Annotated in this window: 13 protein-coding genes and 1 pseudogene; all 14 read right to left on the reverse strand. The window is 73.1% G+C overall.

Features of this window, described 5'->3' with window-relative positions; translation table 11 throughout:
• Window positions 1-99: pseudogene (locus QIT00_RS34910) on the reverse strand (TatD family hydrolase); the annotation flags it as partial.
• On the reverse strand, window positions 99-704 hold the full coding sequence (locus tag QIT00_RS34915; RefSeq protein WP_282539513.1) for an EboA domain-containing protein: 606 nt from the start codon (window positions 702-704) through the stop codon (window positions 99-101). The pseudogene QIT00_RS34910 and the gene QIT00_RS34915, both read right to left, overlap by 1 nt.
• Entirely contained in the window at window positions 701-1,624 is a 924-nt protein-coding gene (locus QIT00_RS34920) for a sugar phosphate isomerase/epimerase family protein (protein WP_282539514.1), read from the reverse strand. The genes QIT00_RS34915 and QIT00_RS34920 overlap by 4 nt, the downstream gene beginning before the upstream one ends.
• A complete protein-coding gene (locus QIT00_RS34925; RefSeq protein WP_282539515.1) occupies window positions 1,621-2,550 on the reverse strand; it encodes an SCO3242 family prenyltransferase in 930 nt (309 codons plus the stop codon). Before QIT00_RS34925 ends, QIT00_RS34920 begins: the two co-directional genes overlap by 4 nt.
• On the reverse strand, window positions 2,547-3,710 hold the full coding sequence (locus QIT00_RS34930; RefSeq protein WP_282539516.1) for an inositol-3-phosphate synthase: 1,164 nt from the start codon (window positions 3,708-3,710) through the stop codon (window positions 2,547-2,549). The genes QIT00_RS34925 and QIT00_RS34930 overlap by 4 nt, the downstream gene beginning before the upstream one ends.
• Before the next feature lie 168 nt (window positions 3,711-3,878).
• Window positions 3,879-4,772 carry an alpha/beta hydrolase gene (locus tag QIT00_RS34935; RefSeq protein ID WP_282539517.1) on the reverse strand — a complete coding sequence of 298 codons (894 nt, stop codon included), beginning with the start codon at window positions 4,770-4,772 and terminating at the stop codon, window positions 3,879-3,881.
• A 51-nt stretch (window positions 4,773-4,823) separates the two neighbouring features.
• Window positions 4,824-6,353, reverse strand: a complete 1,530-nt coding sequence (locus QIT00_RS34940) for an FAD-dependent monooxygenase (protein ID WP_456316495.1) — start codon at window positions 6,351-6,353, stop codon at window positions 4,824-4,826.
• Window positions 6,354-6,436: 83 nt separating this feature from the next.
• Window positions 6,437-8,002: an FAD-dependent oxidoreductase gene (locus QIT00_RS34945; RefSeq protein WP_282539519.1), complete on the reverse strand. Its 1,566-nt coding sequence runs from the start codon at window positions 8,000-8,002 to the stop codon at window positions 6,437-6,439.
• A gap of 1 nt (window position 8,003) precedes the next feature.
• Window positions 8,004-8,957 (reverse strand): aromatase/cyclase, encoded by a 954-nt coding sequence (locus tag QIT00_RS34950; protein ID WP_282539520.1) that lies wholly within the window; start codon window positions 8,955-8,957, stop codon window positions 8,004-8,006.
• Between the two features lie 93 nt (window positions 8,958-9,050).
• Window positions 9,051-9,836 carry a 3-oxoacyl-ACP reductase FabG gene (gene fabG, locus QIT00_RS34955; protein WP_282539521.1) on the reverse strand — a complete coding sequence of 262 codons (786 nt, stop codon included), beginning with the start codon at window positions 9,834-9,836 and terminating at the stop codon, window positions 9,051-9,053.
• 28 nt (window positions 9,837-9,864) lie between these two features.
• The gene (locus tag QIT00_RS34960) at window positions 9,865-10,140 is read right to left on the reverse strand and encodes an acyl carrier protein (protein ID WP_282539522.1); all 276 of its coding nucleotides are present in this window, start codon (window positions 10,138-10,140) and stop codon (window positions 9,865-9,867) included.
• A 96-nt stretch (window positions 10,141-10,236) separates the two neighbouring features.
• Window positions 10,237-11,448, reverse strand: coding sequence for a ketosynthase chain-length factor (locus QIT00_RS34965; protein ID WP_282539523.1), 1,212 nt, complete (start codon window positions 11,446-11,448; stop codon window positions 10,237-10,239).
• Window positions 11,445-12,716 carry a beta-ketoacyl-[acyl-carrier-protein] synthase family protein gene (locus QIT00_RS34970; protein WP_282539524.1) on the reverse strand — a complete coding sequence of 424 codons (1,272 nt, stop codon included), beginning with the start codon at window positions 12,714-12,716 and terminating at the stop codon, window positions 11,445-11,447. Before QIT00_RS34970 ends, QIT00_RS34965 begins: the two co-directional genes overlap by 4 nt.
• The gene (locus tag QIT00_RS34975; protein ID WP_282539525.1) at window positions 12,713-13,042 is read right to left on the reverse strand and encodes a TcmI family type II polyketide cyclase; all 330 of its coding nucleotides are present in this window, start codon (window positions 13,040-13,042) and stop codon (window positions 12,713-12,715) included. The genes QIT00_RS34970 and QIT00_RS34975 overlap by 4 nt, the downstream gene beginning before the upstream one ends.
• Window positions 13,043-13,141 lie beyond the last annotated feature (99 nt).

Below are 13,141 nucleotides of genomic sequence, written 5' to 3' on the forward strand. Positions count from 1 at the left end.
GGCGGGCTCCACGACCGCCCGCACCCCCGCCGCATACATCGCTTCGTAGTCGTCGGTGGTCCGGGAGGTCATGTGGATGTGCGGGTCGAAGATGCGCATCAGGACTCCTTGCGGGACGGCGCGGCGTCTGCCAGGGCGAGAGTGCGGACACAGTGGAGATCGCCCGGGACCGGGCGGCCCGCCGAACAGCGTTCGGCGGCGAAGTCGTCGAGCATGCGCGCGAGTTCGGCGTCGCCTCGCGCCCGTACGTGGAGGTCGGCGACCGCTGCCACCGGCACACCGATGAACAGGCACTTGAGGATCGCGTGCCGCCAGCCGTGGGCATCGAGATGCTCCCCGGCATACGGGCCGACGGCCGCCGCGACCAGACGAGGGTCGTTGGTGCGCAGCGCATCCTCGGTCAGGGCCACGGCCTCGGGCCCGGGAAGGAGGCGGGGCAGCGCCGCAAGGACCGCGCGGCGCTCGGCGGCGGTGCCGCGCCAGTACAGGCGGGCCAGGGTGTCCGCACCGGCGCGGGCGGTGCACAGCAGCAGGACCCGTACGGCGTCCACGACTTCGGCGGGTGCGGCCGGACCGCAGCGTCGACCCGCCTCGGCGAAGCGCAGTTCCAGGGCCGGTTCGGGATCGTGGGCGGCGGCCGCGAGGGCATGGTCGAGCCAGGCGCGGGTGGCGGGTTCGAGTCCGGTGTGAAGGGACGTGGTCATATGTGTCCCCCTGGGGTCGTGAGGGTGCTGTTCTGCGGATCGGCCGCGGCTGCGGTCTGCGTGGCTCGGCGCAGGAAGTGGAGGGATTCTTCGGCGAGTTGAGGCCCGGCGTGGGAGTGGCGAGGCAGTTCGACGACGGTCAGGCCCTGGTAGCCGGTCGCGGCCAGGGCGTCGAGGACGGGTGGGAAGTCGATCTCGCCGGCGCCGAAGGGAAGGTGCTCGTGGACGCCGCGGCGCATGTCCTCGATCTGTACGTGCCGCAGCCAGGGCGCCGCCGCCCGTACGCAGTCGGCCGGGGAGGCGTCCTCCAGGCACTGGCAGTGGCCGATGTCCAGGGTCAGGCCGAGGCCTGCCGGGTCGCCGAGGAGTTCCCGCAGCCGGTGGAAGCCGGACAGGCGGGAGAGGAGGTGGCCGGGTTCGGGCTCCACCGCGAGCGGGATTCCGGCGCGCCCGGCCGCGTCCAGGACCGGGGTGAGCGCGTCGGCCAGGCGCTGCCAGGCGGTGTCCTCGTCCGTTCCGGCCGGGGCGGTGCCGCTGAAGCAGTGCACCGCGTGCGCGCCCAGGTCGGCGGCCACCCGTACGGCTGTGGTGAGCAGCCGGATCCGTACCGCCCGGTCCTCCGGGTCTGCGTCCAGGAGTGCGGGGCCGTGCTTGCGGCGCGGGTCCAGGACGTAGCGGCCGCCCGTCTCCACGGTCACCGAGAGCCCCAATGCCCTTAGTTTCGTGGCGACTTGGCGAGTGCGGCCGACGAGGTCCGGGGCCGTCGGGTCCAGGTGCATATGGTCGAGGGTCAGGCCGACGCCGTCGTAGCCGAGGTCCGCGAGGAGGTGCAGAGCGTCATCGAGGCGCAGGTCGGTGAGGCCGTTGGTGCCGTAGCCGAAACGGGGGCCGGTGGGGTGTCCGGGGGAACGCGGGCTCATGTGATGCTCACCCTCCGTGCGAAGCGGCGGGCCAATGGGGCGAGCCCGGCCGTCACGACCGCGCTGCCCGTGGCCCCGGCCCGTGCGGACAGCGCGGCCTGCAGCGGCACCATGGCCCGGATCCCGGCGCCCACCGCCCGCTGTGTCAGCTGCGGCGACGGGTTCAGCGCGGCATGCAGCAGCGGCCGCCCCACGGTGACGGCATAAGTGGCGAGCGCGGCCGCACGGGCGGCGGTACGAGAAGGGGTTCGGGCGGTGGTAGGAGAAGGGGTTCGGGCGGTGGCCGCCAACGGCCTTACGGGCGCGGGGAGTTCACCGCGCAGCCCGCGCCCGGCGAGCCCCGCGACCGCCCCCGTCACCGCGAGCCCGGCCAGCGGCACCAGCGGTGCGCCGCCCCGGGTCTCCTGCCGGGACACCGCGGTCACGGCGCAGGTGTGCCCCGCGAGGACCGCGGCCGAGAAGAGCGCCGGGCGCACCCGGCCGGTCGTCGCCGCGGCGCCGAGGAGCAGGTCGAGCCCGCGCGCCGCGGCCATCGCGGCCGGACCGGCCCGGGTGTGCTTCAGGCCCATGTCGTACGCCCACACCGCGCCCGCGAGGGCCCCGGAGACGGTGAGCGCCGGGCGGCCCGCGCACGCGGCCAGGCCCACACCCGCCACCGTGAGGCCGACGGCGGCGCCGAGGGCCGCGCCGGGAGTGATGCGGCCGGACGGCAGCGGGCGGTGCGGCCGCTCCACGGCGTCCTCGGCCCGGTCCGCCCAGTCGTTGAGGACCATTCCGGCCTCGTACAGGCACACCGACGCCCCCACCGCCGCGGCCGCCCGCCGGCCGGGGCGTCCTCCGCCGGCCGCGGCGCCCGCAAGCACGTCCCCGGGGACGGTGAACACCCCCGGTATTCGCAGCAGTTCCGCCCAGGCCCGTACGTTCACTTGGCCTCCCCAAGACGGCGGGCGAGCGCGAGCAGTTCCGCGTACTGCTCCGCCAGGCCTGCGGGCCCGGTTCCGTACGGGTCCTTGAAGAAGAACCCGAGTTCGTCGAGCGGACCGGAGAGTCCCGCCTCGGCGGCGCGCGCCGTCAGCCGCGCCAGGTCGAGAACCAGCGGTGCGGCGAGGGCGGAGTCGCAGCCCTGCCAGATCGTCTGCAGCACCATTCGCGTCCCGAGGAAGCCGTCGAACGCGATATGGTCCCAGGCCGTCTTCCAGTCCCCCAGCGCGGGCACATCGTCGATGTGCACCTCACCGTCCGGTGCTTCGCCCAGGACATCGGCGAGCACGCGTTCCTTGCCCGCGTTCTTCGCCGCCGCGGCAGCCGGGTCCGCAAGGGTCGCGCCGTCGCCGCCGCCCAGGAGGTTGCTGCCCGACCAGGCCCGGACATCGAGGGCCCGCGCCCGGAACATCGGGGCGAGCACCGCGCGCAGCAGGGTCTGTCCGGTCTTGCCGTCCCGGCCCGCGTACGGCAGACCGGAGCGCCGCGCGGCGTCCAGGAGTCCGGGGTGGTGCAGACCGGTCGACGGGGTGAAGTTCACGTACCCGCAGCCCGCCCGCAGCGCCGCCGCCGCGTACAGGGAGCTTGCCGGGAGGTGCTCCTCGCCGTCTCGCGGCGGCGGCTCCGTGGACGCGACGTTCACCACCACGCCCAGCGCCGCGCCCCGGCGCCGTACGAAGGAGCGGATGTCCTCGGCGAACGTCTCGGTCAGCTCCTCGTCGGTGCGGGCGTCACGGGGATGGGGGCCGCCGGGGCGGATCTCCTCGTCGGCGGCCTCCAGTTCGCGGCGCACGGCGGCGGGCAGGACGTGCGGGAGTACGCCCTGGCCCGCGAGCTCCTCGGCGCGTTTGGGCAGCGGCGCGGACGCCACGTCGTGGCCGCCGAAGAGCAGGGAGCCGAGGGGCGGCAGACCGGCGTCCTCGAACTCTGCACTCTGCGTCACCAGGCCGGCCGGGGGCCGCAGTCCAGCGGCGACGGCGGCGCAGCCCGCGATCGCGGTCGTCGCCACGGAGCCGCGGGCACCGATGAACCACACGGCCGTACGCGGCTGCGCCGAGGCGGCGTCGGCGGCAGTGGCAGCGGGCACGTCAGCAGGACGGGTCACGGGCAGCCTCCCCAAGTCACGGCACACGCCCACGCGTTCCGTCGGGAACGCCTGAGCCGGATGGGGCCAGGATGCCGATGTGCGGGGCGGACCGGTGGCCGCGTGGAGTGCTTCTCCAGAGGACCTCTAGTTCCGGGGTCAGGAGCGGGATGCCGTACGGGCGGGATGTCACCCCGGCATCAGGCACTCCTCCAGGAACGCAAGGGCCCGCAGGTGGTACGTGCGGGCCGCCCAGCCCAGGCTGATGTTGTGCCCGGCGCCGGGGAGGCGGTCGAGGACGACGCGGGGTGCGGCGGTGAGGCGGGCGGCCAGGTCGGCGAGGTCCTCGTCGCCGTGCCGCCACCAGCCCTCGTGTTCGGCGAAGGTGAACCGGACCGGGACGCGCACCTGGGGGGCGAGCGCGGCGAACCGCTCGGACCACTCGGCGAGTTCGGCCTCCTCGCGCGGCGGCATCGGCGCGACCAGTCCCGTACTACCGCTGAAGGTGCCCGGCGGGTAGAGGCCGAGAGGCCCCCAGTGGCGGCGGGTGTTCTTGCGGCCGTGCAGCGGGCCCTCGGGGACGGCCGCGTACCGGTGTCCGCAGCCGGAGATGTCCAGGCCGAGGAGGTTCAGCGGGCCTGCCGGGCCTTCGGCGGCCGCGGTGGAGAGGGCGAGTTTGCCACCGAAGGAGTGGGCCAGCAGGAAGAGTCCCGCCCCGGTGGGATGCCGCTCGGCGAAGTCGGCGAGCGCGGACCGGAGCAGCCCGGTCTGCGCGGCGACGGTCTCACCGTCGGGGAGGTCCCGTGCCGAACTGCCGTAGCCGGGGCGGTTCACGGCGAGCACGGTGCAGCCGAGCCGGGCGCCGAGGGTGAGCAGCGAGAGCTCGGGGCGGGCCCGACCGTCGAAGTAGCCCGCGGTCATGCCGCCGCCGTGCACGGCGACGACCGTGGCGCGCGGCTCGCTGCCGTCGGGCGGTTCACTCAGGAGCGCGGACAGGGGGATCCCGGACGCGTCCAGGGTGAGGGAGTGCACCGCGGGGCCGTTGCCGGCCCGTGGTAGTGCGTACTGCGCCGCCGTGGTCATCGGCCAACGTCCTTTGCTCGTAAGCCCGTTGGGTGTGGGTACGCCGGCCGGTCAGACTGCTGCGGGGGCAGGGGCGGGGAACCAGCGGGCGAGGGCGGTGTCGAGACCCTCGGTGCCGCCCCCGCCGATCCACACGACGTGACCGTCGGGGCGGACGAGGACCGCGGCGGCGCCCGCGAATGCGGCGACGGCGTCGGCCGCGGCCGCGGTGGCCGTGACTACGTCGACGTCCTGGGGGCACGCGGCCGCGGCGTCCCGCAGGCGGGCGTCGTCGGCGAGGTCGAGGAGCACGCCGCGCCCGGCGTGCAGCAGCCGGAAGGTGTCCGTGTCGCCGCCGGGGCCGGTTAGCGGGTGCTTGCCGATGCGGCGGCCGAGCAACGGGTACCTGGCTGCGCTGCCGTCGGTTTCGGTGGCGTCGGGTTCCGTGACGTCGTAGCGGACGTCGAGGTGGGAGACGATGCCCGCGAGGTGGCGGCGGACCACGCCGTACCCGGTGAGCTCGCTGATGATCTTCTGCAGCGGCTCGGACTGTTCGCCGCCGAGGAAGACCATGCCCTGGGCGCGGGTGTTCATCAGGAGCCGGGCACCCACCGGGTAGCGCTCGGTGTGGTAGGTGTCGAGCAGCACCTCGGGGGCGCGCCCGGTGACGACGGCGGCCAGCTTCCAGCCGAGGTTGGCGGCGTCCTGAACCCCGGTGCTCAGTCCCTGGCCACCCGCGGGCAGGTGGATGTGGGCGGCGTCCCCGGCGAGCAGAACGCGGCCGCGTCTGTACTCGGCGGCCTGCCGGGTGGCGTCGCTGAAGAAGCTGACCCACTCGGCGCCGCCGCCGCTGATGTCCTCGCCGGTGATGTGCTCCCAGGCCTTCGCCACCTCCTCGAAGGTGACGGTGTCGTCGGCGCTGCGGGCGGCCGCGCCATGCGGGCAGACGATGATCCGGTGCACGCCCTCCTTGAGCGGGGCGGCCATCACCATGCCGTTGGGGAGCTTCTCGCCGAGGTAGCGGGGCTCGAGGTCGCAGCCGGTGACGTCGGCGAGAAACATCGCGCGGGTGGCCTCGGTGCCGGGAAAGTCGATCCCGGCGAGCTTGCGGACGGTGCTCTTGCCGCCGTCGCAGCCGACCACGTAGGGGGCGCGCAACTGGCGTACGCCTTCGGGGGTTTCGACGGTGAGCTCGGCGTGGTCGCCGTCCAGGAATCCGTCGGCGAGGCCGCGGACCTCGTGGCCGCGGCGGATGTCGGCGCCGCTGTCGGCGGCCCAGCGGTGCAGAACGGCCTCGGTGTCGCTCTGCGGGATGCCGCGGGCGCCGAAATGGCCGCCTTCCAGGGCGGTGAAGTCGAACTGAACGCCACCGAAGTGGCCGACGGGGCTGGTCTCCAGGGTCTCGCCCTGGCCGAATCCGGGAAGCAGCCCGCGCTGGTCGAAGACCTCCATGGCCCGGGCGGTGAAGCCGAGGCCGCGGGACTGGCCGGTGGGCTCGGCCAGCTTGTCGAGCACGATCACCCGGGCCCCGCCCAGGCGGAGTTCACCGGCCAGCATCAGTCCGGTCGGGCCTGCGCCTACGACGATGACATCGGCGTCCATCGGGGTGTCCTGCATGGTGAAGTCCCTCTCGGTGAGCAGTGATCGGGCGTTGGGTGGATGCGGAGGCGGGGCGCGAGCGGGCGTCAGGCCGGGGCGGGCACGTGGGCCGGACCGAACCAGCGCCCGGCCGCCTCCGCGAGGGCGCGCGCACCGGAGTCCGCGTCGGAGTCCGCGTCGGAGTCCCCGCCGGAGTCCGCGCCGCCCGCCCAGACGACATGGCCGTCGGGCCGGACCAGGAGGGCGGGGGTGCCCGCGAGCGGGGAGCCGGGGGCGGCCTTGGCGGTGACCGTGTCGACTCGGTCGTCCCAGGCGGCGTCGAGCCTCGGCGGCTGCCCGTCCAGGACGAGCAGCAACCCCCGGCCGGAGCGCAGCAGCTCGGCGGTACTGACGATGGCCTCGCCAACTCCGAGGCGGGTGTGCGGGAGGCGGGCGCCGAGCAGCGGGTGCCCGATACCGCCGACGTCGTAGCGGATGTCGAGGCCGCTGATCATTCCGGCGAGGTGGCCGCGTACGTCTTCGTATGCGATGAGTTCGGCCAGGACCGTGCGGAGCGGCTCCACTGCGGGGCCGCCGAGCAGCAGCAGGGCCTGGGCGCGGATGTTGCCGAGGACGGCGGCTCCGACGGCGGCGCGTTCGGTGTCGTAGCTGTCGAGGAGACCTTCGGGTGCGGTGCCGTCCAGCTCGGCGGCGAGCTTCCAGCCGAGGTTGTAGGCGTCCTGGAGGCCGAGGTTGAGGGCCTGGCCGCCGATGGGCATCTGGCGGTGGGCGGCGTCCCCGGCGAACAGGACGCGGCCGTGGCGGTAGTGGGTCAGGCGCCGGTTCGCGTCGTCGAAGTGGTTGACCCACAGCGGGGTGCCGCCGGAGATGTCCTCCCCGGTGACGCGCCGCCAGGCCCCGGCGATCTCATCGAAGTCCGGGTTGCCGCTGCGGGAGCGGGCCCCGGCGCCGAACTCGTGCACCATCACACGGGTCACGCCCGCCGGTCCCCGGGCTGCGATGGCGAGGCCGCGGGGCATTCGCTCGAAGCGCCGGTTCGGGATGTCGAGGCCCTCGACGTCGGCCCGCAGGAGCTCGCGGGCGGCCTCGGTGCCGGGGAAGCCGGCACCGGTCAGGGCGCGGACGGTGGAGTCCTGCCCGTCGCAGGCGACCAGGTAACGGCCGTGCAGCGTAACGGCGTTGCCGCCCCGGTCGGTGGCTGTGGCCTCGATGTGCTCGCCTCGGTCGGCGACGGCGCGCAGTTCGTGGCCGCACCGCAGGTCGGCGCCGAGACCGAGGGCCCACTCCTCCAGGACCGACTCGGTCTTCGTCTGCGGCACCTTCCACTGACCGGGGTACGGGCCGGGGAGCGTCAGGTCGAGGGGGATGCCGCCGAAGTGGCCGCGCGGCTCGCGGGGCGGTCTGCCCAGGTCGGGCAGCAGGCCGCGGCTGTCGAGGAGTTCCATGGTGCGGGCGTGCAGGGTGGAGGCGCGGGACTCCGTGGTGGGGCCGTGGCGCTTCTCCACGACGGTGACCTGCACGCCGCGCAGGGCCAGTTCACCGGCGAGCAGCAGCCCGACGGGGCCCGCGCCGACGACGATCACCTGGGTGTCGACCGTCTCGGCGGGCCCGGTGCGCGGCGTCGGGTCGTGCGGGTGCGGGGTGGTGGCCATGTCAGCGGTTCCGCTCCGCGTGGGTCTTGGCGTGGCCGAGGGTGGCACGGCTGTTGGTACTGAGCGCGGTGTGCACGTACGCGCGGGCGTCGGCGACGGTGGCGTCCGGGCCGAGGATCTTCGCGATGTTGTCGGTGTTGAGGGTGACGGTGTGCTGCGAGCTGGCCGTGGAGTTGCCGTCCTCGGTCTCCTCGAAGGTCCATACGCCGGTGTGCAGGGTCATCAGGGCGGGCAGCGTGACCTGCTTGTAGGCGATGCGGTGGTGCTCGAAGGCGACCCGGTAGGACTTGGTGGTGTGGGTGGAGCCATCCTTGGCGCGGGTGTCCATCTCCAACTCCTGCAGCCCGGGGGTGTCCTCGGTGAAGCGGACGCGGGCGACGTGCGGGAGCCGCTCCGGCCACAGGCCGGCGTCGTTGACGAAGTCGAAGGCGTCCTTGGGCGAGCCCTCGACGGTCACGGTGTCGACGAAGGAGAACGTGAGCTCCTCGGTCTCGGCGGCGTGCACGCGCTCGACGTTCTCCTTGAGGGCGGCGAGTTCGGCGGTGCTGTTCTTGTCCACGGCCCGCTGGATCCACAGCAGGTCGTGCGGGTCGTCGCCGATGGCGCTGTAGTCGTGCAGGAGCCGCACGCGGGCCGCCGGGGATCCGCCGTCGTCGAGCGGCTCGACGATCCAGGTACCGCCCATCGCGGCGACCGGCGGGGCGGGGACCTCCTGGCGGAAGGTGATGCGCAGCGCCTCGGGGTCGAGGGTGCGGTGCGAGGTCCAAGTCTTGGGCTCGCCGTTGGCGGTGGCCCAGATGCGGATGCGCTCCTCGTTGCCGCCGGTCTCCTCGCGGTCGACGTAGATCGTAGGCGGGAAGATCCGCGGCCAGTTGGTCACCTCGGCGAGGAGGCGGTAGACAGCGGTGGCGGGTGCGCTGATGGTGATCTCGTGCTCGACCTCACGAGTCGTCATGACGGCTTCTCCTCGGTGTTACCGGCGTACGGAATCGGTGTTCCTGGCGTACGACAGGGATGTGGCGTCCGGCGGCGCGGAACTGCGGCGGATCTAGAAATTGCCGAGGCCGCCGCAGACGTTCAGCGCCTGGGACGTGATGGACGCGGCGGTGTCGGAGGCGAGGTAGCCGACAAGTCCGGCCACCTCCTGCGGGGTGGAGTAGCGGCCCAGCGGAATCTTGGCCTGGAACTTCTGCAGGATCGCCGCCTCGGTCGTGTCGTACGCGGCGGCGTAGCCCTGGCGCACCCGCTGCGCCATCGGCGTCTCGACGTAGCCGGGGCAGACGGCGTTGACGGTGATGCCGGTCGGCGCGAGTTCGTTGCCGAGGGCCTTGGTGAAGCCGACGACGCCGTGCTTGGAGGCCGAGTAGGGGGCGCCGAGGACGACGCCCTGCTTGCCCGCGGTGGAGGCGATGTTGATGATCCGGCCGTGGTCCTTGTCGCGCATGCCGCCTGTGGTGAGGACCTCGCGGGTCATCCGGAAGACGCTGTTGAGGTTGGTGTCGATGACGTCGTCCCACAGCTCGTCCGCGATGTCCGCGGTGGGGCCACCGCCGGAGCGCCCGGCGTTGTTGACGAGTACGTCGACGGTGCCGTACGTGTCGACCGCGCCCTGTACGAACGCCTTGACGGAGGCGGTGTCGCGGACGTCCAGCTCCTTGCCGTCGGCCTGCAGCCCCTCCGCGCGCAGCGTCTTGACGGTGACCGCGACGTTCTCCGCGGTGCGGGCGCCGATGTAGACCCGGTGGCCCTGCTTGGCCAGGAGGCGGGCGGCCTCCAGGCCGATGCCGCTGGTGGCGCCGGTGATGAGGGCAACCTTCTGGGTGGTGTCCGACATGGTGGTGCGCTCCTCTCGGGCGGCCGGGTCAGGCGGCCTGGGCCTCGGTGGCGGACAGCTGGGTGTTGACGGCGTCGATCAGGTCCCCCGGGGTGATCTCGTCGCTGAGGTCGTCGTCGTCGAGGACGATTCCGTACTCGCGCTCGATGCGGCCGCCGGTCTCCAGGAGGGCGAGGGACTCGTAACCGAGCACCGCGAACGTGGTGTTGAGGATGTCGCCTTCGAGGTCGACGCTCTCCTCCGCGCCTGCGGCCTCCAGGAGGATCCGCCGGAGGTCGTCGAGGGTGAACAGGATGCTGGGCATGGGGACCTTCCTTCGGTCTCGGGGCGGCTTGGCGGCCCCGTCTGATCGGTTCGTTGATCCGGGAGGGGGTACGGCGGGCTGGGTGCGCGGCGTCGCTCAGGCCGCCCGCAGCACCACTGCCGAGTTGAACCCGCCGTAGCCCCGGGCGAGGACGAGGGCGGTACGTGCCTGGGTCGGCCGGGCCTGGTGCAGTACGAGGTCCAGGTCGTAGTCGGGGCACGGGTCGGTGTGCACGGTGGGCGGGATGACCCCGTCGCGCATGGCGAGCAGGGCGCAGGCCACGTCGAGCGGCGCGGCGCCGGAGTACAGGCGTCCGGTCATCGACTTGGGCACCGTCACCGGCACTCCGCGCGGCCCGAAGAGTTCGGTGATCGCCTCGGCCTCGACCCGGTCGAGCTCCGGGATGCCGGCACCGTCGGCGAAGACCACGTCGATGTCGGCGGCGTCCACGCCTGCGTCGCCGAGCGCGGTTGCCACGGCCTTGGCCAGGCCGGGCGGGCGGCCGCTGCCCGGCGCCGGGTCGATGGTGGCGCCGTACCCGGCGATCTCGCCGTATACCTCGGCGCCGCGGGCGCGGGCGCCTTCGGCGGACTCCAGGATGAGGATGGCACCGCCCTCGCCGGGGACCTGCCCGGTGGCCTCGCGGTCGAAGGGCAGATAGGCGCGGGTGGGCTCGTCGCTGCTGCTGAGCCGGTCTCCGGCGAGCTGGGCGACCCAGCCCCAGGAGCAGATCGAGGCGTCGACGGCGCCGGAGACCACCAGCGAGGTGCCCTTGCGGATCTGGCGGCGGGCCTGGGCGAGGGCGTCGAGGCCGCCCGCCTGGTCGCTTACGACGACGCCGCTGGGGCCCTTCATGCCGTTGCGGATGGAGATCTGGCCGGTGTTGACGGCGTAGAACCAGGCGAACGACTGGTACGCGGAGACGAACTGGCTGCCCTTGGACCACAGTCGGCGCAGTTCGCCCTCGCCGAACTCGAAGCCGCCCGCCGCGCTCGCGGTGACCACTCCCATGTCGAGGGGGTCGCCCTGGCTCGGGTCGACGCCCGCGTCGGCGAGCGCCCAGTCCGCGGCGACCAGGGCGAGCCGGGTGACCCGGTCGGTCTGCGGCAGGAGTCTGCTGGGCAGGTGCTCCTGCGCGTCGAAGCCGGGTATCTCACCGGCCAGGCGGGCCGGGTAGCCGGTCGGGTCGAAGCGGGTGATGCGCCCGATGCCGCTCTTGCCGCCACGGGTCGCCGCCCAGTAGTCCGCCGTGCCGAGGCCGTTGGGCGCGGCGACGCCCATGCCGGTCACCACCACCGGGGCGGTCATACGAAGCTCCTGTCGGGAGAGGCCAGAACCATCGCGCTCTGGAAGCCGCCGAAGCCGCTGCCGACCGTGAGGACGGTGTCGACCAGCTGGTCGCGCGCGACGATGGGGACGTAGTCGAGGTCGCACTCGGGGTCCGTGGTGTGCAGGTTCGCCGTCGGTGGCACCACGTCGTACTCCATGGCGAGCACCGAGGCGGCGATCTCGATGGAGCCGATGGCGCCCAGGGAGTGGCCGACCATCGACTTGATGGAGCTGACGGGTGTGCGGTAAGCGTGCGTGCCCAGGCTCTTCTTGAACGCGGCGGTCTCGTGCCGGTCGTTCTGCTTGGTGCCGGAGCCGTGCGCGTTGACGTAGTCGATCTGGTCGCCGTTGATCCGGGCCTCGTCGAGGGCGAGCCCGATCGCCTCGGCCATCTCGGCGCCGTCGGGGCGCAGTCCGGTCATGTGGTACGCATTCGAGCGGGTCGCGTAGCCCGCGATCTCGGCGTAGATGTGGGCGCCGCGTTTGCGGGCGCTCTCCAGCTCCTCCAGGACGAAAAAGGCGGAGCCCTCGCCGAGTACGAAGCCGTTGCGGGTGCCGTCGAAGGGGCGTGAGGCGCGTTCCGGCTCGTCGTGCCGGGGCGTGGTGGCCTTGATGGCGTCGAAGCAGGCCATGGTGATCGGGGAGATCGGGGCGTCCGAGGCGCCGGCGATCATCACGTCGACGGAGCCCTCGCGGACCAGCTCGACGGCGTAGCCGACGGCGTCGATGCCGGAGGTGCAGCCGGTGGAGACCACCGTCGAGGGGCCCTCGGCTCCGACGGCCCAGGCCACTTCGGCGGCGAAGGAGCTGGGCACCAGGTAGTTGTAGAGGTGCGGGGGCGCGTAGCGGTGGTCGACCAGGTCGAGCCGGCCGCCGTCGCTGACGACCCGGTACTCCTCGTCCAGGCCCATGGTGGCGCCGACGGCGGTGCCGACGGTGACGCCGATCCGGTGGGGGTCGTCGGACCCGAGGTCGATCCCGCTGTCGGCGACCGCGGTGCGGGCGGCAACCACGGCGAACTGGGCCGCGCGGTCCATCCGCCGTTCCTCCTGCGGGGTGAGGCCGTGCCCCGTGGGGCAGAAGTCCACCTCGGCGGCGACACGGGAGCGGAACGGCGTGGGGTCGAAGAAGCTGATGCCGCGGGTGGCCGTGCGGCCCTCGCTGAGCAGGTCCCAGAACCTCTCCTTGCCGACGCCGCCGGGCGCGATCACCTCCATGCCGGTGATGACGACACGCCGCTCGTTCATGCGGAGGCCTCCCACCGGTAGAAGCGCCGGGCCATCGCGTCGGCCGGGGAGCGCCAGGTCTCGGGGTCGTACGGGTCGATGAACGGCTTGAGGTCCTCGCTGATCCGCACGAAGCGAGGGTCGTCCTTCGCTCCCTGGATCAGTTGGCCGCCGTTGTCCTCGTCGAAGTCCTGGAGGTGGAAGTACAGGCCGTTGAAGGAGAACAGCTGGCGCCGTCGGGTTCCCATGAGGTGCGGCATTTCCGTCGCGTCGAATTCGGCGAACAGCTTGGCGACGTCCGCACTCGAACCGGGCGCCATACGGGCCACGATCAGCGTGCTGTGCATAGGTTTTGCTCCTTGGCGATGTGCGGTGGACGCGGCGGCGGCGGTGCCGTGCCGGCTGGAATTCCAGCTGCGTCGGGAGAGTTCACGCTCCTGACAGTG

Origin of the sequence: Streptomyces luteolus (assembly GCF_029968015.1) — a bacterium.
GTDB lineage: Bacteria > Actinomycetota > Actinomycetes > Streptomycetales > Streptomycetaceae > Streptomyces > Streptomyces luteolus.